The organism is Burkholderia catarinensis (assembly GCF_001883705.2).
GTDB classification, from domain to species: domain Bacteria; phylum Pseudomonadota; class Gammaproteobacteria; order Burkholderiales; family Burkholderiaceae; genus Burkholderia; species Burkholderia catarinensis.
Genome location: NZ_MDEQ02000006.1, coordinates 302154 through 323482, shown reverse-complemented (window position 1 = coordinate 323482; position 21329 = coordinate 302154). Strand labels below are relative to the sequence as shown.

Annotated in this window: 21 protein-coding genes and 1 tRNA gene; 10 read left to right on the top strand and 12 right to left on the bottom strand. The window is 65.6% G+C overall.

The annotated features are described in order from the left end of the window. Positions 1-222 precede the first annotated feature (222 nt). Positions 223-495, bottom strand: coding sequence for a DUF4148 domain-containing protein (locus BFF94_RS12500; protein ID WP_128850362.1), 273 nt, complete (start codon positions 493-495; stop codon positions 223-225). 349 nt (positions 496-844) lie between these two features. Here BFF94_RS12500 and BFF94_RS12495 point away from each other — a divergent pair, with 349 nt between their 5' ends. After that, positions 845-2140, top strand: a complete 1296-nt coding sequence (locus tag BFF94_RS12495; RefSeq protein WP_246637286.1) for a helix-turn-helix transcriptional regulator — start codon at positions 845-847, stop codon at positions 2138-2140. Positions 2141-2226: 86 nt separating this feature from the next. On the opposite strand, the gene BFF94_RS12490 is transcribed toward BFF94_RS12495, so the two are convergent. Next, positions 2227-3528 (bottom strand): aspartate aminotransferase family protein, encoded by a 1302-nt coding sequence (locus tag BFF94_RS12490; protein ID WP_128850365.1) that lies wholly within the window; start codon positions 3526-3528, stop codon positions 2227-2229. 78 nt (positions 3529-3606) lie between these two features. Here BFF94_RS12490 and BFF94_RS12485 point away from each other — a divergent pair, with 78 nt between their 5' ends. The 6 genes from BFF94_RS12485 to BFF94_RS12460 all read left to right on the top strand — a co-directional run bounded on the left by BFF94_RS12485 (position 3607) and on the right by BFF94_RS12460 (position 10836). Beyond that, the gene (locus BFF94_RS12485) at positions 3607-4491 is read left to right on the top strand and encodes a LysR family transcriptional regulator (RefSeq protein WP_201260478.1); all 885 of its coding nucleotides are present in this window, start codon (positions 3607-3609) and stop codon (positions 4489-4491) included. A gap of 211 nt (positions 4492-4702) precedes the next feature. Then, positions 4703-5860, top strand: a complete 1158-nt coding sequence (locus BFF94_RS12480) for a M20 aminoacylase family protein (protein WP_128850371.1) — start codon at positions 4703-4705, stop codon at positions 5858-5860. Positions 5861-5930: 70 nt separating this feature from the next. After that, the gene (locus tag BFF94_RS12475; RefSeq protein WP_372454189.1) at positions 5931-7610 is read left to right on the top strand and encodes a sodium:solute symporter family transporter; all 1680 of its coding nucleotides are present in this window, start codon (positions 5931-5933) and stop codon (positions 7608-7610) included. A gap of 14 nt (positions 7611-7624) precedes the next feature. Beyond that, positions 7625-7960 carry a DUF485 domain-containing protein gene (locus BFF94_RS12470; protein ID WP_201260479.1) on the top strand — a complete coding sequence of 112 codons (336 nt, stop codon included), beginning with the start codon at positions 7625-7627 and terminating at the stop codon, positions 7958-7960. Positions 7961-8686: 726 nt separating this feature from the next. Further along, the gene (locus BFF94_RS12465) at positions 8687-9748 is read left to right on the top strand and encodes a porin (protein ID WP_128850373.1); all 1062 of its coding nucleotides are present in this window, start codon (positions 8687-8689) and stop codon (positions 9746-9748) included. Between the two features lie 143 nt (positions 9749-9891). Further along, positions 9892-10836 (top strand): LysR family transcriptional regulator, encoded by a 945-nt coding sequence (locus BFF94_RS12460; protein ID WP_128850376.1) that lies wholly within the window; start codon positions 9892-9894, stop codon positions 10834-10836. A 65-nt stretch (positions 10837-10901) separates the two neighbouring features. On the opposite strand, the gene BFF94_RS12455 is transcribed toward BFF94_RS12460, so the two are convergent. Further along, a tRNA-Leu gene (locus BFF94_RS12455) sits at positions 10902-10986 on the bottom strand. 140 nt (positions 10987-11126) lie between these two features. Between BFF94_RS12455 and BFF94_RS12450 the strand changes: the two genes are divergently transcribed. Next, entirely contained in the window at positions 11127-12452 is a 1326-nt protein-coding gene (locus BFF94_RS12450) for a leucine-rich repeat-containing protein kinase family protein (RefSeq protein ID WP_128850378.1), read from the top strand. Positions 12453-12467: 15 nt separating this feature from the next. Here the strand turns inward: BFF94_RS12450 and BFF94_RS12445 are convergent, their stop codons facing one another. The 8 genes from BFF94_RS12445 to BFF94_RS12410 form a co-directional block, all read right to left on the bottom strand. Next, complete coding sequence (locus BFF94_RS12445; protein WP_128850381.1) at positions 12468-13097, bottom strand: LysE family translocator; 630 nt, start codon at positions 13095-13097, stop codon at positions 12468-12470. 97 nt (positions 13098-13194) lie between these two features. Beyond that, entirely contained in the window at positions 13195-13368 is a 174-nt protein-coding gene (locus BFF94_RS12440) for a hypothetical protein (RefSeq protein WP_164497772.1), read from the bottom strand. Positions 13369-13400: 32 nt separating this feature from the next. Next, positions 13401-13847 (bottom strand): copper chaperone PCu(A)C, encoded by a 447-nt coding sequence (locus BFF94_RS12435; protein WP_128850383.1) that lies wholly within the window; start codon positions 13845-13847, stop codon positions 13401-13403. Positions 13848-13889: 42 nt separating this feature from the next. Beyond that, positions 13890-14255: a copper resistance CopC family protein gene (locus BFF94_RS12430; RefSeq protein WP_128850386.1), complete on the bottom strand. Its 366-nt coding sequence runs from the start codon at positions 14253-14255 to the stop codon at positions 13890-13892. Positions 14256-14557: 302 nt separating this feature from the next. Continuing rightward, positions 14558-14935, bottom strand: coding sequence for a DUF2946 domain-containing protein (locus tag BFF94_RS12425; RefSeq protein ID WP_128850390.1), 378 nt, complete (start codon positions 14933-14935; stop codon positions 14558-14560). 87 nt (positions 14936-15022) lie between these two features. Then, complete coding sequence (locus tag BFF94_RS12420; protein ID WP_128850393.1) at positions 15023-15517, bottom strand: SRPBCC family protein; 495 nt, start codon at positions 15515-15517, stop codon at positions 15023-15025. 62 nt (positions 15518-15579) lie between these two features. Beyond that, positions 15580-15882, bottom strand: a complete 303-nt coding sequence (locus BFF94_RS12415) for a 2Fe-2S iron-sulfur cluster-binding protein (RefSeq protein WP_128850396.1) — start codon at positions 15880-15882, stop codon at positions 15580-15582. An 82-nt stretch (positions 15883-15964) separates the two neighbouring features. Further along, complete coding sequence (locus tag BFF94_RS12410; protein WP_219139394.1) at positions 15965-17869, bottom strand: sigma-54-dependent Fis family transcriptional regulator; 1905 nt, start codon at positions 17867-17869, stop codon at positions 15965-15967. 382 nt (positions 17870-18251) lie between these two features. On the opposite strand from BFF94_RS12410, the gene BFF94_RS12405 reads away from it, so the two are divergent. Together BFF94_RS12405 and BFF94_RS12400 are read left to right on the top strand one after the other, a co-directional pair. Next, positions 18252-18527, top strand: a complete 276-nt coding sequence (locus BFF94_RS12405; RefSeq protein ID WP_308286047.1) for a DUF2964 domain-containing protein — start codon at positions 18252-18254, stop codon at positions 18525-18527. Positions 18528-18769: 242 nt separating this feature from the next. Beyond that, the gene (locus BFF94_RS12400; protein WP_128850399.1) at positions 18770-19057 is read left to right on the top strand and encodes a DUF1488 family protein; all 288 of its coding nucleotides are present in this window, start codon (positions 18770-18772) and stop codon (positions 19055-19057) included. A 253-nt stretch (positions 19058-19310) separates the two neighbouring features. Here BFF94_RS12400 and BFF94_RS12395 read toward each other — a convergent pair whose 3' ends face one another. Beyond that, positions 19311-20612, bottom strand: coding sequence for an NCS2 family permease (locus BFF94_RS12395; RefSeq protein ID WP_128850405.1), 1302 nt, complete (start codon positions 20610-20612; stop codon positions 19311-19313). Between the last annotated feature and the right edge of the window lie 717 nt (positions 20613-21329).

Sequence of the window (21329 nt, the reverse complement as noted above, 5' to 3'; positions counted from 1 at the left end):
ATCAAGCAGGCTTGTTTGCGCGAGTGATGCAGGATGCCGCCGGCCTGCACGTCCGTGCATGTATCACGGACGGATGCGGTCCGTGCTTTTCAGCATGTCGCGCTCGGCATGAAAGAACGCCGGGAGCGCTTCTGCTCGCCGTCTATCCGTCGGCCGTGCATGGTCGCGCCATCGCGACTCCACCCGATACACGGGCGACCATGCCGAGCCGGACCCCCACTGCTACTGGCCGCCGCCATACAGCTCGTTGAGACGCTGGAGTTCCCCCGACTTCTGCATACGCAAGTATTCCTCCTTGACTTGCGCGCGCGTGAGCCCGGTCGGCCCACCCGCCTGCGAACCGGCGCTGGGCATGCTGCCCATCGACGTCGTGCTGATCGCCGAGTCGGACGGCTTGCTCGACGCTGCCGCGGCGCCATCGTCCTGAGCCCGGGCGAGACCCGACGCACCCAACACACAAATGACGGCCAGTGCCGCCTTGTACATGCTCTTCATCGTGGCACCTCACATGAAAAAGCGATGCAACAACAATGACGCGGATTCCGTATCGTCCGCGTATGTCGACACTCCGCGTGCATACGGCTGCTTTCGGCGCGCTCACCTGCATCGTGACGCGCGACGTGCCGGCATCCGTGGTCGACAGGCCTGCGCCTGTCGACGCCCGCACGCGTAACGTCGATCCTCCCCCGGCAATTCCCAAGGTTTTCCGACGACTGACGCATCGGCATGCGCAGATTCTCGCCATGGTTCTGTCGCGCGTGTCGAGTCGTCTTGTGCGCGTTTTACTCGCGCATCGCGAATCGGGTCATTCCGCCGCAATTGCATCGCGCCGGACAAATCCCGCATGCCGAACGCAGCAGTGGGTTCGTCACGCAAATGCAGCCGGAATGGCGGAATGATAGAGCCCACATGCCGGTTTAACGCCCTATTGAAAGGGGGCAATTGCCGTCTTTGTCATGTGGGATGGCTAAACTCGACAGACATCGCGGAACGTGTGAAGTCGAGCGTCTCGCCCCGGCCCGCGCGCGAATCCGGTGCATGTTCGAGGAGCGCATTCATGTCTGACAAACACGTCGCGCTTGCGAGTCATATTCGTCGGCTCTGTTCGCTTGCCGTCGAGCCTCACCTCGTCATTCCTCATGTGATTGAGGCGACCCGGCACATCGTTGGTGCCGATTGGGGCATGTTCCTCTATGCCGACGAGCACTACGCAGTGTCGGACGTGTGCAGCGAAAACGATGTGGTCTACACGTTATTGCCGGCGTATTTCGCGAACATCCACAACACTTCCTGTCAGGAGGTGCTGGGCATCTCGTTTCCCGATGCGATGCGCCGCGGGCGCGGTTTCGACAACAGCGCGCACTACGACGATGCATTGCTGTCGAGCGAGATGTATGCGGACCTGTGGCGGCCGATGTCGATGCGCCACTGTCTCGAGCTGACCGCGACGGACGGCACGCGCGGCTGGGGCAGCCTGCTGCTGTCGCGCGCATCAGGCTGTCGTCCGTTCTCGGAAAAGAACCATCGCGACATCGAACCCGTGGCACGGCATCTTGCCCATGCGCTGTCGCGGCCCGTGAAGCCAACGCTTCACGAATCGGAATGCAGCCAGTCCGCGGTCATGGTGGTCGACGACGATGGCCGGCTCCTGCTGCACAACACAGACAGCATCCGGATGCTGTCGCTCGCGACCGGCGAGCCGCTCGCGTTCTACCATCACGAACGCTTGCCGGACTGGCTCGCGCCGCTGCGGTCGAACATCAACCGGATCTGGCTCGGCTACCCGGCGCCACCCGCGACGCTCGAGCGTCGCAACCATGCGGGGCGTTTCCGCTTCAAGGCCTATCGATGTACCGACGAGGTCGCGTTGCAACGCGATGCCGCGATCGTGATCTATATCGAACACTTTCCGCCGCTCAAGCTGATGGTCGAACGACTCGGTTTCGCGTTCGGCCTGACCGAGAGACAACGCGAACTCTGTGAGCAGCTCGTGCTGGGCCGCTCGCACAGCGAGATCGCGCGTGACTTCGCGCTGCGCGACAGCACGGTCGTCGATCATGTTCGCAAGATCTATCGCCGGCTCAACGTACACAACCATGACGAATTGCGCAGCGTGTTTCGGGCCGGGAGGCTTGACTAGGTTTCGAGGCGCGCGGCGCGGCACGCCTGGTCCTGCTCGAATCTTGCCGTGCGCTGTTTGCGTGCGGCGTTGCGCCTGGCGTTCCGTTACAGCGCGCGGCGGATCGCCTGCTCGAGCAACGACAACCCGAGATCGATTTCCGCTTCGCTGACGGTCAGCGGCGGCGCGATCCGGAACACGCCGCCCATGCCGGGCAACTGCACGATGTTCATGCTGAGCCCGAGATTCATGCACTCGCGCGTGATCTTCGCGCCGAGCCCGTCCGCCGGTTCCTTCGTCCGGCGATCCTTGACGATCTCGACGCCGAGCAGCAGCCCGCGCCCGCGCACGTCGCCGATGCAGTCGAATCGTTCCATCAGGTCGAGCAGGCCGCGCCTGAGCCGGTCGCCCATGACGTTGGCGCGCGCGACGAGCCCGTCGCGCTGTACGACGTCCAGCACGCGCAGGCCGACGGCCGCCGGCAGCGGGTCAGACACGTGCGTCGTATAGAACAGGTAGCCGAGCGCGTGCGCGCGCTCCTCGATTTCCGCGGACGTGACGATGGCCGCAAGCGGCAGCCCGGCGCCGAGCGTCTTCGACAGCGTCAGGATGTCGGGCGTCACGCCGTCGCGCTGGCACGCGAACATCGTACCGGTGCGGCCGACACCCGTCTGCGCCTCGTCGAGGATCAGCAGCATCCCGCGTTCCTCGCACTTGCGCTTGAGCGCCGCCATATAGCCTTCCGGCAGCTCGATGATCCCGCCTGAACTGAGGATCGGCTCCGCGATGAACGCGGCGAGGTTGCCGCTCGACTGGCGATCGATCAGGTCGAACGCGTAGTCGAGTTCGGCGAGAGTGTCGTATGCGCCGTCGCGCTCGAAGCGCGGCCGGTACGTGAACGGCGCCGGAATCGCGAACGAGCCGACGGAGGCCGGGCCGACGCCCTTGCGGCCGGCGCTGTACGTGGCCGACGCGGCCGCGCCCGTCATTCCGTGCCACGACTGCGCGAAGCCGACGATCTCGTATTTGCCGGTGACGAGCTTCGCCATCCGGATCGCCGCCTCGTTCGATTCCGCGCCGGTGCTGAGCAAGAGCGCGCGGTCGAGCCCATCGGGCGTGATGTCGGCGAGGCGCGTCGCGAGATCGACCACCGGCCGCGACAGCATCCCGCTGAACAGGTGGTCGAGCTTGCCCGCGTATTCGCTGATCACGGAGACGATCTCCGGATGACTGTGGCCGAGTACCGCGCTCATCTGCCCCGACGTGAAATCGAGGATCGCGCGGCCGTCCGCGTCATAGACGAAGCTGCCTTTCGCGCGCTCGATGATCATCGGCTCGAACGTGCCGCCGTAGCGGACCAGGTGCTGCCTGGCGTTGCGCCAGAAGGTTGCGTCGTCGTTCAGGGACATCGGGCATCTCCGGGCAAGGGGGCAGGGATCGCTTGCAGTCTAGGCGCGCGTCTGGTTTGATGGAAACGAATAGTTCTTATGCAAGATAGAAAAGGAGCTAATACCTTGGGGCTTTCGCTTGAAATCGACCTGCTGCGTTCGTTCGTCGTGATCGCCGAGGTGCGCGCGCTCAGCCGCGCGGCCGCGCGCGTCGGCCGGACCCAGTCCGCGCTCAGCCAGCAGATGAAGCGGCTCGAGGAGGCCGTCGACCAGCCGCTGTTCCAGCGTACCGGGCGCGGCGTGGTGCTGACGCACCCGGGCGAGCGGCTGCTCGTGCACGCGCAGCGCATCCTGCGGCTGCACGACGAGGCGATGGCCGACCTGTGCGGCACGGGGCTGTCGGGGACGATCCGGTTCGGGTGCCCGGACGATTACGCCGCCGTGTTTCTGCCGTCGCTGCTGCGGCAGTTCTCGAGCCAGCATCCGCAGGCGATCGTCGAAATCGTCTGCGGGCCGACGCCGCGGCTGCTCGAGCATCTCGACAAGCGGGCGGTTGATCTCGCGATGATTTCGCTGCCGGACGACGGTTCGAACGACGACGTCATCCGCCGCGAGCAACTGGTCTGGATCGGTTATCCCGGCCTCGATGCCGCGCAGTTCGATCCGTTGCCGCTCGCGCTTTCCGATCCCGATACGCTCGATCACATCGCGGCCTGCGATGCGTTGCATCGCGCGGGCCGCGATTATCGCGTCGCGTATGCGAGCAGCAGCCTCGCGGGTCTGATCGCGCTGGTGCGCTCGGGGCAGGCGTTCGCGGTGATGACGCAGACGGCGGTGCCGGCCGATCTGGCGATCGTCAATGGCGATCCGCGGTTGCCGGCGTTGCCGGCCGTGGGCATCACGCTCAGGTTCGATCGCAAGCGGCCGTCGCATCTGACCGCGGCGTTTGCCGAGCATATCCGGGCGGTGTTGCCGGTGCTGTGAGCGCGGCATGCGCCGAAGCGGCGATCCAGGGGGCGAAGCCGGTCTCGTGCGCCGCCGCTGGCCTATGCGGTCTCTGCATAGGAAATGCCGAAACTTTGCATTGGACTGCACATTTTGCGATTTCTAGAATCGGGCGAATGTTGAACCTTGTTCGAAGGGTTCGTTTCCGATGCCGCGCTCGCCGCGCGTCAGCACTACGAGGAATCGCTCGATGCAGATCAGTTCACCTGTCGCCGCACTGTCCGAGGACATGAAAGCGTGGCGCCGACAGATTCACAGTCGCCCGGAAATCGCGTTTCAGGAAACCGGCACGGCCGCGTTCGTCGCGGAATTGTTGCGCTCGTTCGGCATCGACACGCATACCGGAATCGGCCGCACCGGCGTGGTGGGCGTGATCGATGGCAAAGGCGGGCCCGGCCCCACGCTTGCGCTGCGCGCGGACATGGACGCGCTGCCGATCCAGGAAGAGGGCAGGCCGTTTTATCGCTCGGTCCATCACGGACTGTTTCATGGTTGCGGTCACGACGGACACACCGCGATCCTGCTCGGCGCGGCGAAGTTGCTGGCCGACCATCGCCAGTTCAAGGGACGCGTCGTGCTGGTATTCCAGCCGGCCGAAGAAATCGTCAAGGGCAGCCAGGCGATGCTCGACGACCAGTTGCTCGAGCGTTTCCCGTTCGACGAAATCTACGGGTTGCACAATCATCCGCAGCTTCAACCGGGAAAAATCGGCGTGCGCGTCGGGTCGCAACTGGCCGCGGTGGATTTCTTCTCGATCGAAATTCGCGGCACCGGCAGCCATGGCGGGACGCCGCATCGCAGCGTCGATCCGATCGCCATCGGCGCGTTGCTCGTCACGGCATTGCAGACCGTCGTCAGCCGCTCGATCGACCCGCTCGACAGTGCGGTCCTGAGTATCTGCCAGTTCGTTTCAGGTGCGACGGCGAACGTCATTCCCGATCGCGCGTCGCTGCAAGGCACCACACGTGCGTTGTCCCCGATGGCGCGTGAACGCGTGCATCGGCGCTTGCGCGAGATCTGCGACGGCGTTGCGCTGTCGCACGGTTGCACGATCGATCTCGACATTTCGCACGGCACGCCGCCGACGATCAACGCCGAGGCCCCGGCGCGGTGCGTCATGGCCGCAGCGGGCGCGGTGGTCGGCGCCGCGAACGTGCTGACCGACGTGGCGCCGTTGATGGCCGGCGACGACGTCGCGCGCTTTCTCGAGGCGCGGCCCGGTTGTTACTTCTTCCTCGGGCAGGGCGGCCCGATGTGCCATCACCCCGAATACGATTTCAACGATGACGTGGCGCCGATCGGCGTCGCGATTTTCGACGAAGTCGTGCGGCGTCGTCTCGGCGTCTGATGCATCGCTCGCGCGGCCGAATCGACGTCGCGCGGCCGGAACATTCTTAAAAAAACTGGAGGAGAACATCATGGGACACGCAACGTTCCGCGCCTGGCGGACGATGGCCGTCCTGTCGGCAGGCGCGTGCACCGTGTTCGCGCCGGCCGCGCATGCCGCAGCCGGTGCGCCGACACGGGGCGTCGCAAGCTGGTATACGCTTGTGCCGTTCTTGAGCTTCGTTGCGTTGACGCTCGGCATCACGTACTGGGCATCGCGTCGCAACCGCTCGGTGTCGCAGTTCTATACGGCCGGCGGTGGTGTCACGCCGTTGCAGAACGGCTTCGCGCTCGCCGGCGACTACATGTCTGCTTCGTCGTTCCTCGGTGCGGTCGGCATGATGGCCGGCTCCGGCTACGACTCGATCATTTATGGCGTCGGCACGCTGATCGGCTGGCCGATCCTGTTGTTTCTCGTCGCGGAACCGTTGCGCAATCTCGGCCGCTTCACGCTCGCCGACGTCGTCGCATTCCGTCTTGAAGAGCGTCCGGTACGGAGCATGGCCGCGGTGAATTCACTGGTGATCGTGCTGTTCTATCTCGTCATCCAGTTGGTCGGCGCCGGCAAACTGATCCAGTTGTTGTTCGGCGTGCCTTACGGGGTCGCGATGCTGGCGGTCGGCGCCCTGGTGCTGGTCTATGTGCTGATCGGCGGCATGCTGGCCACGACGTGGGTGCAGATCGTGAAAGCGGTGCTGATGGTCGCGATCGGTACGTATTTGTCGTTCAAGGTGCTGCAGGCGACCGGCTTCAGTGCGAACCGGCTGATTGGCGCGGTGGTGCAGTCCCATCCGGCCGGCACGGCCGTGCTGGCGCCGAGCCGGCTCGTCACGAACCCCGTCGACGCGATTTCGCTCGGCATGTCGCTGATCTTCGGCATGGTGGGCCTGCCGCATATTCTGAGCCGCCTGTTCACCGTGCGCGACGGTGCCGCGGCCCGGCAATCGGCATTCTATGCAACCGGGATCATCGCGTGGTTCTATACCGCGGTCGTCGTGATCGGTGCAGGTGCGATCGTGTTCGTGCTCGGCAATCCGGCGTTTCTGGACCCGGCGACGCACACGCTGATCGGTGGCGGGAACATGGCGGCGATGCATCTGAGCCATTACATTGGCGGCGACGTCTTTCTCGGCATCATGTCCGCGGTGGCGTTCGCCACGATCCTGGCGGTGGTCGCGGGGCTGACGATCTCGGGCGCGTCGGTGGTCGGGCACGATCTGTACAAGCGAATCGTCTGCAGGGGGCACGCAGATCCGGCGCGCGAACTGACGGTGTCCCGCTGGGCGACGTTCGTGCTGGTGGCGGCCGCGTTGTTGCTGTCGCATCTCGTGCAGAACCTCAACATCAGCTTCCTGGTCGGACTCGCGTTCTCCGTTTCGGCGAGCACCAACTTCCCGATCCTGATGCTGTCGATGTTCTGGCGCGGGCTGACGACGCGCGGCGTACTGGCCGGCGGGATGGTCGGGCTGGTGTCCTCGGTCGGGCTCCTCGTTACCGGGCCGACGATCTGGGTGGGCATTCTGAAGCACGATGCCGCGCTCTTTCCGTACGCGAATCCGACCTTGTTCTCGATGACGCTGGCGTTCGGCGTTGCGTGGCTCGCGTCGATCACCGATTCATCCGCTCGCGCGGCGGCGGAGCGTGCGCGATTCGATGCGCAGATGTTCCGCAGCGCGACCGGCGTCGGCATCAGTGTCGCCCAAACTCACTGAACACAGGAGCAACCATGTCGAACGTCAATCACCCGGCAGCCATGGCGAGCGGCGCCGATGCCAACGCACGCGCCGACGCGCCTGCACCGGATGTCACCCGCCTGATTCGGCGTCGCGCCCGCTTGAGCATCGGCATGAGCCTGCTCGTGCTGGGCGTCTACTTTACGTTCATCCTGACCGTCGCGTTCGCGCCGGGCGTGCTGACGCGACCTTTCTCCGTCGATTCGCCCATGACGATCGGGATTGTCGTCGGCGTCGGGCTTTACTGGTTCTGCGCGATCGCGACGGGGGCGTACGTGTGGATAGCGGGTCGGTGGATCGACCCGCTCGTTCACCGTATCGCCCAATGAACGAGCAGCCGGCGCGTCCGGATCCGCGACGATGAAATGCGGTGCGCGGACGTGCCGCGCTCGGTACGAATCGATACGCCGCGCGACCGGGATTCCGCGGAACGGTCCAGCGGCAGCGGCCACGCCGAATGCCTCTTCAGGTCGCCGTGCTTCGCCGTAGCCCGAAGTCGAACCGGGTGTTTTTCACCATTTTCAACAGAGCCGTGTCTCCTTGAGCGCGTGTCAGTCAGACGACCGATACGCGTTTTTTTTTGACGCTGAAGATCGCGTCGGTCGCGGCGACATGACCGGCGACGTCCGAAGGTGAAATTTTCCGGTTGAGACTGAAACACACCTGGCCTGCGCATCTCGTGCGCCGCCGCCCGAGGGCATGCAAATCCTGCATCGCCCGACGACAAGAATCTCATTGGATTGTGATTTTTTAGCTGCTTACGATGCGTCGCGGTATTGAAGCCGCATGTGGCCGTTCGCGCGTGTGCCGCGCATTCGCCTGCGCATGAAATGCCGACGAGGGCGCGGGCGCTACGCGAAACGGTGGTCCGTCAAGTGCTCTGGATTTCGCGCGGGTCGTTGGATTCGACGGTGTATTCATTCTCTTTATGATTCGTTATACGAATTAATTGGAATGGATCGAATCATGCGCGACGACGAAGCCTGGAGCAGACGAATCAGTCCGCAGGATCGACACCGGATCTGAGCGAAATCCTAATCAAGTGATGGAACGACATGAATCAGGGAAAATCAATGAGGGGACTGGCTGCTGCCGCGCTGATCATTGCGTGCGCAACGGGCACGGGTAACGCTCGCGCGCAGAGTTCAGTGGTCATGTACGGCATTCTGGATATCGGCATGCAGAGCCTGACCAACGTCGGACGAGACGGGAAATCGTCGCTCGGCATGTTGGGCAGTGCATTCTTGCCTTCCCGCTTCGGGTTCAAGGGCGACGAGGATCTCGGTGGCGGCTATGGTGCGATCTTTCAGCTTGAAAACGGGTTCGACCTCGGCAAGGGTACGTTCGTGACGCCGGGGACGTTGTTCAACCGGCTGTCGAGCGTCGGGTTTCGATCGCCCTATGGCCGGCTGACGTTCGGGCGTCAGTACAGCGTACAGTTCGACAAGACGGTGCTCTACGATCCGACGTATTTCGCGAACGATTCAACGCTGTCGCTGAACCTGATCCCGCTCGCGACGCTGAGGTTGAACAATGCGGTGAAGTTCCAGTCGGAGCCGTTTTACGGATTCAATGTCGAGGCCGAGTATGGTTTCGGCCAGCAACTGCCCGGCAACAGGCTGGCCGGTCGTTACATCGGTGCGGCGCTCGAATATGTCCGCGGAGCGCTTGTCGCTCGCGTGCTGTACGAGCAGAGTCGAGGTGCGAGCGCCGGCGGTGTCGATGCGTCCGGGCGGGCCGATGAGCGTTACAGCGCGGCGCTCCGTTATACGGTCGGCGGCGTGACCCTTTCCGCAGGCGTCACCCGCGTGCTGGGCGACCTCCAGTTGACGCCGCGCGGCACGGTTTACTGGGGCGGCGCGAAGGGCTTCGCGACGCCGACGATTCAATGGTACGTGCTGGGCGGCCGTTACGATTTCCAGAACGCGCCGGAACACCCGACGCTTTTCGTCGGCGGGGCCGAGTATCTGCTGTCGAAGACAACGTTTCTGTATGCCCATGTCGGCACGGTCTGGAACTCCGGCGAGAGCGCGTTCGGCGTCAACAGCTTTTCCAGTGTGGGCCAGCCCGGCAAGAGTCAGGTCGGGGTGAGCGTCGGCATCCACCACAAGTTCTGATGCGGGCGCTGCTCGCGGAATGACGGCCGGCAACGGGCGGTCGATCGGGCGTATAGTCGCACTCGCCCGGTTGCCGCGATTGCACCGAGCAGGTGGAGGGTGCGAATATACTTGCCGCATGCGGGCGGGGTCGCTGCCCTCGAATGCCTGGTTTCCTGCCGTGGTTTCCCATGAATCTTCGCAAACTGCAACACGTCCTCGCGCTCGCTGAGTACCAGACCTTCAGCCGCGCGTGCGCGGAGGTCCATCTGAGTCAATCCGCGTTGTCCCGCAGCATCCAGTCGATTGAATCGGAGTTCGGTTTTCCATTGTTCGACCGCAGCGCGCAACGCATCGCGCTGACGCCGTACGGCAAGGTATTCGTCGAGCGGGCGCGTCGGATCGATTTCGAGGTGCGGGAACTCAGGCGCGATCTCGCGCTGCTCGAGCGCGGGGAGTTCGGCGATCTTTGCATCGGTTTGGGCGCGACACCGGCCGCTTTGCTCAGACAACCCATTCTGACGTTCGGGGCCGTCAATGCGCCCGACGTGCGCGTGGTACTCAAGCGAGGCAATACCGCGGATCTGCTCGGCATGTTGTTGGCGGAGCGCATCGACATGTTCGTCGGCGATATCGCGTCGCTCACGCAGCAGCCGGAAATCGAAATCACGCCGCTGCCGCGATGGCGGGCCGCATTCTTTTGCGGTCGCGCACATCCGCTCGGCGGCATGGCGTGCGTGTCGCCGGAAGCGTTGCTGAAATACCCGATCGGCTGCACGCACCTGTCGAAGTACGCGCTCGACGATCTTCATCAGCATCTCGGATTTTCGATTACGGATCGCATCAAGCTTCAGAGCGACGATTTTGGCGAACTGGAAGCGGCGGCCGCCGTGAGCGACGTCGTCATTCTCGGCAGCCTTCCGGTCTTCGATGAAGCGGTCCGGGCGGGACGGCTGCACCCGGTGCCGCTCGATCCGCCGCTGGCCGGTTCGGCCCGTTTCGGGATCGTCGTGCTCGCAGGCAGAACCCAGTCGGTCACGATGCGCAGGATCAATTCACTGGTGCAGGACGTGTTCGACAAGTTCGCGGAAGAATCGTCGACCAATTGACGTCGCCAGGGTCATGCACGACCCTGAAATGGCTGCGCGTGTGTTGCGCACGATGGAATCGCATGTGGTGCCGACGGCGAGACTCGAACTCGCACAGCTTTCGCCACTACCCCCTCAAGATAGCGTGTCTACCAATTTCACCACGTCGGCACTGCAGGGGCGCAATTCTAGCGTCACATTGCGCGTTTGTGAAGGGGATGTGACACGATTGCGGTGCGTGCGGAAGCGATCCCGGTAGAATTCATCCGATCGGTCCGACGATCATCGCAACCGCAACCCGCTTTCTCCCCGTGACAAACACCCTCGAACAACTGCAGGCCGGACAACTGTCGGGCGCACGGCAACTCAAGCTCGCATGCGGGTTGACCGAATTCCCGCGCGAGATCTTCGATCTGGCGGACACGCTCGAAGTGCTCGACCTGACCGGCAATGCGCTGTCCGCGCTGCCGGACGACCTGCCGCGGCTGCATCGCCTGCGCATCCTGTTCGCGTCCGGCAACCGCTTCACCGCGTTCCCCGAAGTCCTCGGTACGTGTGCGCAGCTCGACATGATCGGCTTCAAGGCGAACCGGATCCGCACGGTGCCGCGCGGTTCGCTGCCGCGCGCGCTGCGCTGGCTGATCCTCACCGACAACGAAATCGACGCGTTGCCCGCCGACATCGGCGATTGTTCGCGCTTGCAGAAGCTCATGCTCGCGGGCAACCGGCTGCGTGCGCTGCCGGCGGAAATGGCCGCCTGCCGCGCGCTGGAACTGGTGCGCCTGTCGGCGAACCGGCTCGATGCGTTGCCTGACTGGCTGTTGCACCTGCCGCGTCTCGCGTGGCTCGCCGTGGCCGGCAATCCGTTCGGTGCGGCGCCGGAGGCCGCGGCGTCGGCCGGGCCGGACGTTGCGGACGTCGATTGGACGTCGCTCACCTGTGACCAGAAGCTCGGCGAAGGCGCATCGGGCGTCATCTACCGCGCGCAGTGGCGGGCGGACGGCCAGGTGCCGCGAGCGGTCGCGGTCAAGCTGTTCAAGGGGGCGGTGACGAGCGACGGCCTGCCCGATTGCGAAATGGCGGCGTGCTTGCACGCCGGCCGTCACCCGAACGTGATCCCGGTGATCGGCAAGGTGCGCGGGCATCCGGACGGCACGCACGGCCTCGTGATGGAACTGGTCGATCCCGCGCTCACGAACCTCGCCGGGCCGCCGAGCTTCGCGTCCTGTACGCGCGACGTGTATGCGGCCGATGCGCGATTCGAGCCGGCGGCAGCGGTGCGGATCGCGCATGGCATCGCGTCGGTTGCCGGCCATCTGCACGCGCGCGGCATCATGCATGGCGACCTGTATGCGCACAACATCCTGCACGACGGCCAAGGCTGCGCGCTGCTCGGGGATTTCGGTGCGGCGTCGCTCTACGACGTGAACGATCACACGCGTGGCGCCAGGTTCGAACGGCTCGAGGTGCGGGCGTTCGGCTATCTGCTCGGCGAGTTGCTCGAGCGATGCGAACCGCGCGCGTGGGCCGGCAGGAGCGCGCTCGATGCGCTTGCGGCGGCCTGCCTGAACGAGGACGTCGATGCCCGGCCATCTTTCGACGGGATTACGGCTGCGCTGGCCGCATGCATGCGCTGACGGGATCGCGCCTGCTTACGCCTGCCGCGCAGTCAGCAGCCTGATTCCGAGCCCGACGAACAGCAGCCCGCTGGCGCGCTTGAGCGCACGCATCGCGCGGCTCATGGCGAAGCCGCGATGGAACCGGCGCACGCCGGCCGAATAGACGCTGTGAACGACCACGACGGTGCACGCGATCGTCGCGTACATCACGACGAACTGCAGCGCGAGCGGGCGGTCGTGCACGACGAACTGCGGCATGAACGCCGACAGGAAAATCATCGTCTTCGGATTGCTGCCCGACACGAACAGCGCTTCGCGGAACAGCTTCACGCGGCCGGGCACGACGATCTCCTCCGTGCTGCCCGCGGCGGCGGCCTTCCGGTCGCCGCGCAGTTGCCGGACACCCAGAAACATCAGGTAGGCGGCGCCGACGACCTTCATCGCAACGAACAGCGGCGGCATCGCGGCCAGCACCGCGCCGACGCCGAGCGCGACGAGCAGCACGACCACGCCCTGCGCGACGAGGTTGCCCGCGATCGTCGCGGCCGTGCCGTGCGTGCCGTAGCGCACCGTGTTGCGGATCACGAGCAGCACGTTGGGCCCCGGCGACAGCGTCGTGGCGAGATAGGCTGCGGCAAACAGTATCCAGCTCTGAATGGACATGCGTCGCTCCGAGAGGCGGTTCCGGCGGTCGGGATGAATCGATGATGCCACGCCAAAATGGCGCAGGCTTGCGCCGGAACCGTGCCGTCGCGGCGCGTCAGCGCGCGTCGCGCATGCAGTACGCGGGGATCGACGGCGGCGTATCGATCGCGGCAGGCCGCGTCATCCACGCGATCCACGCGGCCCATAACCCGCAGGCGATCAGTACGGCGAGATTCAGCGGCGTCCGGTAGCGGACGATCAGGGCGGCCAGCGGCAGGCGGTTTTTCATATACGTCTCCTTCGATCGTGGTGCGGGCGGCGTTACTGGCCGGTGTACGTCGGCGCCTTGGCGTCGCACGTCACGGACACCGTCGAGCCGTCCGCGAAATGCAGCCGGAACGGCACCTTCGCACCGGGCGCGACGGCCTGGCGCGGCTGCTCCAGCATCACGTGATAGCTCTTCGGCTTGAACGTCACCGTGCCGTGCGCGGGGACGACGACCGAGTCGACATGAACCATCCTCGCGGTGCTGCCATTCGTCTGCGTTTCATGCACCATCGCCATCCCGTATGCGGGTGTGTCGATGCCGGTCAGCGTGGCGGGCGCGTCGCCGTCGTTCTTCAGCGTGAAGTAACCGGACGACGGCACCGTTGCCGGCATCGCGCGGATCCAGCAGGCGTTGGCCTGCACGGCCGGCGCGGCGAACGTGGCGGGAGCTTGCAGCGCCAGCAGCGCGAAGAGCAGGCCGGCCGGAATCGGGTGTTTCATTGTTGGTTTTCCTTATGGGTGGATGCGGGGGTATCGCGTGAATTACTTCAGCGTGAACGTGTAGCGGCCTTGCGTGCGATGGCCGTCGCTGGCCGCTGCGATCCACGCGACCGTGTACGCGCCGGCCGTCAGGTTGGCGAGCGCGACGTGCATCCGCTTCCGGTTGCCGGCGTCGACGGCCGATTTCCCGTCGGCGACCGATTGCCCGTGGCTGTCGGTGACGGCAATCGAGCTGAACGCCGGCTCGAGCGCTTCGCTGAAATCGATCGTGACCGCGTGCGGCGCGGCCGAGAGCGTGGCGTTGGCGGCCGGGTCTTGCATCTTCGGGAACGCGTGCGCATGGGCGGCCTGGATGACGGCGAAGCCGAGTGCGGCGAGTGCGCCGCGAGCGAAAGTGGCGGTTTTCATGGGTGGCTGGTTGAGTGGCGAATCGGATGGAGAAAGACGGATTCGACGGACGGATGCGCAAGCGGCATCGCAAAGGCACCGGTGCCGGCTGCCGCCGGCGCGAACGTGCGCGGCCGGACGTTCGCATGCGAGCGAATGCCGGCGCGACAGTCCGAACGGGAAGCGGCCAACCGCGCGCACGGCACGACGCCGCGCGCAACACGGTGAGACATGATCGTCCTTCGAAACGTGACACGTCACGCACGCCGGCGGCGTGCGCGGACCACGCGATGCGCTACGGCATCACGCGTGATGACGACGGTTCAGGACGCGAGCGGAGGGGCGCGCGGTTGCGCGGCCGTGAGTGGCAGCGCGCGGCGCAGGCTGTCGAAGCGGGTTGCTGCGCGGTGCTGGATGACGCCCACGTTGGCCGCGAACGTCAGTTCGGGCGCGGGCAGCGCGGGTGTATGGGCAAGCAGGCTGCAATAGCCGCATGCGTGGAGATGAGCCTGTAGGCTTTTCGACGCCGAATCGGCGGCGTGGTCGGCGCCGGCCGGCGCGGCCGTGCAGTAGCCGGCCAGCAGCGCGTCGACGCGCCCTTGGGTGGTCAGCGCCTGCGAGATCGTCGGCGCGAGCGCCGTCATCAGGATGGCGAGCATCCCGATCAGACTGCCGATTTTCCGGAGACGACGACTCAGCATGCGATGCGCGGCGGCGTGTGGACGACGATGGAGCGGATTATGCCACGCACGTCGCGACGCCGGCACGGCGTGCGGCATTGCGGCGCGCTACGCGTGTTTCGCCAGGTATTTCGTGATCAGCATCATCTGCGCGGTCCAGCCCTGGTCGTTCATCTCGCGGGCCTTCGCGCGGCGCGCTTCGATCAACTGGTCGAAGCCCGTTTCGGTGAGCGTGAGCAGCGTGCCGCCGGCCTGTGCGGCGAGCGCGAACGTGACGAGCGTCATCGGCTCGGACGTGTAATCGAAATTCGGGTCGATCGCGAACGGATGCCAGCGAAACGAGAACAGTTGCTTCGGCTCGACGCGATCGACGACGATTTCGAACACAGTGCCTGCATAGGGTTCCTGCGCCTTGGCGACGTCGTCGTCGACGCGCGTCGGCGTGATGCGGCCGAACAGCGGCTGGTCGGCCACGAACGGCCCGTCGAACGTGACGCCGAACCAGGTGCCGAATTCCCCGGAATTGCTGACGGCTTCCCACACGCGGTCCGGTGTTGCGGCGAGCTGGGTCTGCTTTTCGATGCGATCGGTTTGCTGGGTCATGACGTTCTCCAGGCAGGATCAACCGTTGCAGGACGGCACGCGATCGCGCGCCGAGTTTCAGTCTAGTCGAGCATGACCGCGTCGGGCACGTCGAGCACGAGGTCCGACGTGGCGACGGCCACGCACGGCAGCGTATAGCCGTCGGCCTTTTCCTCGCGGCTCAGCCCCGGCCATTCGATGGTGTAGCGTACGCTGCCGCTGACGATCCGGCAAAGGCAGCTTCGGCACGTGCCGTTGCGGCATGAACGCGGCAGCGACACGTGCGCGAATGCGGCGGCTTCGAGCAGCGTCAGCGAATCGGGCGCATCGAAGGTCGTGCCGAGCGGCTCGATGCGCACGAGGGGCGGGTGTTCCGGATCGGTCATGGTCGAGGCGGGCGGCGCGGGCGGTGGTTCGGCGGCAACGCGCCAAGCATACCCGAACCGCCGGCGGCCGGCGCCGGCCGGGTCAATGCCGGCGCAGGTACCGGTACACGGTATTGCGTGCGAGACCGAGCTCGCGCGCGGCCGCCGATACGTTGCCGCCATGCCGTGCGAGCGCGGCGTCGATCACCGCGGCCTGGTGGCTTTGCAGCGTCGTTCGTTCGTGCGCGCCGGCCGGCGTGGCCGGTGTGGTTGCTGCCGGCGCAGCCGGTGCGTCGTCGCAGTCGAGCCAGAAATCGTCGGGCAAATGCGCGAGCGCGATTTCGGTTTCGTCTTCGGCGAGCATGCCGGCCGTGCGTAGCACGTTGGTCATTTGTCGCAGGTTGCCGGGCCAGCGGTGGCGCGCGAACGCGTCGAGCACGTTGGCCGCGATGCGGTGCGGCATCGGTTCGCTGTGCGCGAGACGCGCGAGAATCCGTTCGACGAGCGCGGGCAGGTCGGTGCGCGCGGCGAGCGCCGGCAGCGTGACCGCAAGCCCGTTGATCCGGTAGAACAGGTCTTCGCGGAACGTGCCTTCCGCAATCATCGCGCGCAGGTCGCGATGGGTCGCGCAGACCACGCGCACGTCGACCGGCACCGCGCGTGCGCCGCCGAGCGGCATCACCGCGCGTTCCTGCAGCACGCGCATCAGCCTGACCTGCTGCGCGAGCGGCATGTCGCCGATCTCGTCGAGAAACAGCGTGCCGCCGTCGGCCTGCGCGATCTTGCCCGGGCTGCCGCGTTTGCGTGCGCCCGTGAACGCGCCGTCCTCATAGCCGAACAGCTCGGCTTCGATCAGCGAATCGGGCAGCGCCGCGCAGTTGACCGCGACGAACGGGCCGTCCGCGCGCGGTGACGCCTGGTGCAGCGCGCGGGCGAGCCATTCCTTGCCGGTGCCGGTCTGGCCGAGGATCAGCAGCGGCAGGTCGCGCCCGCGGATCTTCGCGACGCGTTCGAGCACGGCGGCCATGCGCGCGTCGCCGGTGTCGAGCGTCGCGAACGTGATCGCGTCGGGATCCGGTGCGCGCACGCGTGCGGCCGGCGCGGGCGGCGTGACGGCGATGGTGGTCTTCTGCGCTTCCGGGAATTCGCAGCGTGCGAGTACGCGCACGCCGGTCGACAGCGTGAGGCGGAAGGTGGCGCCAGGCGCGCGGGCGGCCTGTTGCGCGAGCTGACCGAAGCGCATGCCGAACAGCGCATCGCTGGCTTGGTGTTGCAGTGCGTCGAACGACGCGCCGAGCTGGAATTGCGCGCTGCGGTTCGCGGCGATCAGCCCGCCGTCGGGGCCGAACGCGACGAGTCCCGCGAACAGCGAATCGACGCATTCCTCGTGCGCGTGAAAACGCAGCCGCAGTGCTTCCCCGCACTGGTTCGCGAACAGGTGGTTCTCGATCAGTTGCGCCGACATCCGCACGAGCGCGAGCGTATGCGGGCTGGAGCCGCGCGGGTCGCCGCTGACATCGAGCGTGCCGAGCGTGCGGCCGAACGGATCGACGATCGGCGCGCACGAGCAGGTGAGGATGTGGTTCGCGCGCAGGAAATGTTCGGAACCGTGCACGACGACGGCCTGGCCCGACGCGAGCGCGGTGCCGATCGCGTTGGTGCCGCGTGCGCCTTCGGCCCACGACACGCCCGTGCACAGTGCGACGCGATTGGCTTTCTCGATGAAGTCCGCGTCGCCGATGCTGTGCAGGATGACGCCGTCGGCGTCGGTCAGCAGCACGAGGCTTTGCGTATCGGCGATCTGTGCGTGGAGGTCCTCCATCACCGGGCGCGCGTGCGAGAACAGCGTCTGATTCGTGTCGAGCAGTTCGCGCAGCGCGATGCGCGACAGCGGCGAGAAATCGGGGCGTTCGTGCGCGCGCAGGCCGACCGCGGTCGAACGCGCATGCGCCTGCGCGAGCAGGTCGGTGCGACCCGCGGTGGCGGGCAGCACGAAGGGTTGCGGCATGACTTGTCTCCTGTCGGTCCCAGTTAGCGCTTCAGCGCTTACTGGGACCCCATGCTTCGCGGTCGACCAGAGTTAGCGCTTTAGCGCTTACTCGGGTCCCATGCTTCGCGGTCGGCCCAGTTAGTGCTTTAGCGCTTACTCTGGACCCATGCTTCGCAGTCGGTCCCAGTCAGCGCTTCAGCGCTTGCGCGGGCCCCATGCTCCTCGACCGGCCAATCCGGCGCGCCCACACGCGCCGAAACCATCCGCGGATTGCATCCTCCGCTTGCGGCGCACCATCGATGCACGAAGGCCGGCCGTCCGGGTACGCATCATCATACAAGCGCCACGTGCGATGCGCGACTGCGAACAAAATCCCCTTGCTTTTAAGCGCCCGCCTGCAATGATGGAAATGGAGCACGCGCGCGCCGTGTTCCGCACTGCAACATGCATGCGACGCGACATGCATCCGTTCGGGAGACGCATCATGGTTCGGACGGAACTGAGAGTCGTGCTGGCGGCCATCGCCACCTTCATCATGCTGGGCGGCATTGCCGTGGCGATCCACGGGTTGCTGTTCGATCTGACCGATGCGGTGCGATACGGGGCGGCCGCGATTGCGGTGGGCGTCACGACGGCCGCGATCGCGCTCAACGTCTGGCCCACCGATCCGCACTGACGCCGGTTTCCGAAATGGTGCCGGATGCCGTTCAGGTCAGACGAAATGCGCGTCGGAACGACGCACGCCGGAAAATTTGTCTCCTGCGCGAAACCGTCTAAAGTGGAAAGCAACCGGCATGCATTGTCCGCGCCAGATCCCCGCGGGCCGTGCCTCCGTCGGCGAGCCCGCGTACATTTCGTCCGGCCGGTAGCGGACGACGAACGCGGTCATTCGTTTTCTACCGATCGAGGCGGCTCCCCATGCAGATCCATTTCACGAACGAGAAGCCTGAGTATTCGGGGCGTGACCTGATGCTTGCGTTCACGGCGTTGGTCAATGGCGAGCGCGTCCAATGTCAGATCACGGCCGAGGCACTGGAAGATCACTTCGGCGCGGCATCGCCGCGTTTCGAGGACATGGTCGGTGCATTCGACCAGCACCGCGATCGTATCGAGGCGGCCGCACGGCGCCTGCTGTCGGAGACGCGCGCGCAATGCGTGACGCTGCGCAGCGGTTACGTGCGCTTCTACGAGGCCAACTTGCGCTGACGAAAGCTGACGAAACGACGCTCGTCTTGCGGCGCGCATGACTGAACGCTGCGTACGCGAAGATGTTGCCTGTCGCGCAATGCCGTTCGGCGGGGCCGGGCGGCATTTTCGTATGCGGGCCGTGCTGGCTGCTCGAGTGCCGGCATGACAGCGCGCGCCGATTCGTCAGGATCGCAGAAGAAACCGTGCGCAAACAAAAACGCCACCCGAAGGTGGCGTTTTTTTCATCGTGCATCGCGCCGACGCGCTTCGGTCACTCGCTGCCGAGATAGAAGAAGCGGAACAGGAACACCGCCGCGATGACCCACACGATCGGCTTGACCGTGCGCGCCTGGCCCGTCAGCAGCTTGAGGCCGCCGTACGAGATGAAGCCGAACGCGACGCCGTTCGCGATCGAGTACGTGAACGGCATCAGCAGCGCGGTCAGCGCGGCCGGCACGGCTTCCGTCGCATCGTCCCACGGCACGTCGACCATCTCGCGCATCATCAGGCACGACACGTACAGCAGCGCGGGTGCCGTTGCATAGGCCGGCACGACGCCGGCGAGCGGCGCGATGAACAGGCATGCGAGGAACAGCACCGCGACGGTGATGGCCGTCACGCCGGTGCGGCCGCCGGCCTGCACGCCCGATGCGCTTTCGATATACGCGGTGGTCGACGACGTGCCGAGCACCGAGCCCGCGACGATCGCCGTGCTGTCGGCGAGCAGCGCCTTGTTCAGGCGGTTCATCTTGCCTTCGACGAGCAGGCCCGCACGGTTCGCGACGCCCATCAGCGTGCCCGTCGCGTCGAACAGCTCGACGAGGAAGAACACGAGGATCACGTTGATGATGCCGGTCGACAGCGCGGCGCGGATGTCGAGCTGGAACAGCGTCGCGTCGATCGACGGCGGCGCGGAGAACACGCCGTGGAACTGGTTGTCGCCGAAGAAGAACGACAGGATCGTCACGCCGATGATGCCGATCAGGATCGCGCCGCGCACGCGCAGGTGGTCGAGCGTGACGATCGTGAAGAAGCCGATGATCGCGAGGATCGTGTCGTGCTTGTGCAGGTCGCCGAGCGTGACGAGCGTGGCCGGGCTGCCGACGATCACGCCCGACGTCTTCAGCGAGATGATGCCGAGGAACAGGCCGATACCCGCCGTGATCGAGATCCGCAGCGATTTCGGAATGCCGTTGACGATCGCCTCGCGCACGCGGAACAGCGTGACGAGCAGGAACAGGCAGCCGGAGATGAACACCGCGCCGAGGGCGGCCTGCCACGTGAAGCCCATCCCCTTGACGACCGTGTACGCGAAATACGCGTTCAGGCCCATGCCGGGCGCGCACGCGATCGGGTAGTTCGCGTACAGCCCCATGATGATCGACGCGAGCGCCGCGACGAGGCAGGTCGCGACGAACACGGATTCCTTCGGCATACCGGCGTCGCCGAGGATCGTGGGGTTGACGAAGATGATGTATGCCATCGTCAGGAACGTGGTGACGCCCGCGAGTATTTCGGTGCGGAAGTCGGTGCCAGCTTCAGCGAAGCCGAAATACCGCTTGATGGATTCCATGAAGGCGTTTCTCCGGTCGGGTTGTCGTGTTGATTGTTGTGCCGAATTGTTGTAAAGGCAGTGCACGGCCGGCGTACTGTAACCAGCCACTATTGCCCGGCTATCGGCGGATTGTAATAGCGCGGATAGCTCGGACGATATAGTTGGGGGCACGATCGATTGCCTGCGCGCGAACGGTCTGGCAGCCCGGCCGCGCGACGAAGGCGCGCATTTTACCGGTTCGGACGGAACGGACCGGCAGAAAGGGCGGAAAGGGGAGCGGGAGGAACGAACGAGGTCGGCCGATGCGTACACAACGGTGCGCACGCAGCGCGCGTGGCAGGTGCACGATGACATTCGCCTGAAATGGAGCGCCCGCATGCTGCACGCACGTGGTGCGGGCATCGGATGCGCGTGAACGTGCGCGCGACCGGTGCGATTGCGCAGCGGCGTGCAGCGGCCATTCGGCAGCCCAGGCGGCTGCAGATATCGGGCTATCCTGCGCCGAAGCCGTCCCGCCCGCAACTGTCATTTCGCGATGCGGGGGCGACTGTGGTTTCTGTGTAAAAGATTGCAAGACCCCATCGCGTAAACCGGCAAGTCTTTCTAGGATAGATACACCGCGCATGCACACGCCGGCCGGTAATTGCCGACGCGGGGGAGTCGCAGTCCGTGCAGGCCAGGCGGTGAATGGCGGTCAAGGCCGTTGCGCGTTCGGGCAGGCACGGCCGATTGCGA

Coding starts and splice junctions, on each gene's coding strand:
- BFF94_RS12430 (WP_128850386.1), bottom strand. CDS start 14,255: ATGAAAACCGCCACTTTCGCTCGCGGCGCACTCGCCGCACTCGGCTTC.
- BFF94_RS12420 (WP_128850393.1), bottom strand. CDS start 15,517: ATGACCCAGCAAACCGATCGCATCGAAAAGCAGACCCAGCTCGCCGCA.
- BFF94_RS12445 (WP_128850381.1), bottom strand. CDS start 13,097: ATGTCCATTCAGAGCTGGATACTGTTTGCCGCAGCCTATCTCGCCACG.
- BFF94_RS12470 (WP_201260479.1), top strand. CDS start 7,625: ATGTCGAACGTCAATCACCCGGCAGCCATGGCGAGCGGCGCCGATGCC.
- BFF94_RS12425 (WP_128850390.1), bottom strand. CDS start 14,935: ATGCTGAGTCGTCGTCTCCGGAAAATCGGCAGTCTGATCGGGATGCTC.
- BFF94_RS12485 (WP_201260478.1), top strand. CDS start 3,607: ATGCAAGATAGAAAAGGAGCTAATACCTTGGGGCTTTCGCTTGAAATC.
- BFF94_RS12465 (WP_128850373.1), top strand. CDS start 8,687: ATGAATCAGGGAAAATCAATGAGGGGACTGGCTGCTGCCGCGCTGATC.
- BFF94_RS12440 (WP_164497772.1), bottom strand. CDS start 13,368: ATGAAAAACCGCCTGCCGCTGGCCGCCCTGATCGTCCGCTACCGGACG.
- BFF94_RS12405 (WP_308286047.1), top strand. CDS start 18,252: ATGATGGAAATGGAGCACGCGCGCGCCGTGTTCCGCACTGCAACATGC.
- BFF94_RS12480 (WP_128850371.1), top strand. CDS start 4,703: ATGCAGATCAGTTCACCTGTCGCCGCACTGTCCGAGGACATGAAAGCG.
- BFF94_RS12435 (WP_128850383.1), bottom strand. CDS start 13,847: ATGAAACACCCGATTCCGGCCGGCCTGCTCTTCGCGCTGCTGGCGCTG.
- BFF94_RS12475 (WP_372454189.1), top strand. CDS start 5,931: ATGGGACACGCAACGTTCCGCGCCTGGCGGACGATGGCCGTCCTGTCG.
- BFF94_RS12410 (WP_219139394.1), bottom strand. CDS start 17,869: ATGCCGCAACCCTTCGTGCTGCCCGCCACCGCGGGTCGCACCGACCTG.
- BFF94_RS12460 (WP_128850376.1), top strand. CDS start 9,892: ATGCCTGGTTTCCTGCCGTGGTTTCCCATGAATCTTCGCAAACTGCAA.
- BFF94_RS12500 (WP_128850362.1), bottom strand. CDS start 495: ATGAAGAGCATGTACAAGGCGGCACTGGCCGTCATTTGTGTGTTGGGT.
- BFF94_RS12415 (WP_128850396.1), bottom strand. CDS start 15,882: ATGACCGATCCGGAACACCCGCCCCTCGTGCGCATCGAGCCGCTCGGC.
- BFF94_RS12395 (WP_128850405.1), bottom strand. CDS start 20,612: ATGGAATCCATCAAGCGGTATTTCGGCTTCGCTGAAGCTGGCACCGAC.
- BFF94_RS12490 (WP_128850365.1), bottom strand. CDS start 3,528: ATGTCCCTGAACGACGACGCAACCTTCTGGCGCAACGCCAGGCAGCAC.
- BFF94_RS12495 (WP_246637286.1), top strand. CDS start 845: ATGCCGAACGCAGCAGTGGGTTCGTCACGCAAATGCAGCCGGAATGGC.
- BFF94_RS12400 (WP_128850399.1), top strand. CDS start 18,770: ATGCAGATCCATTTCACGAACGAGAAGCCTGAGTATTCGGGGCGTGAC.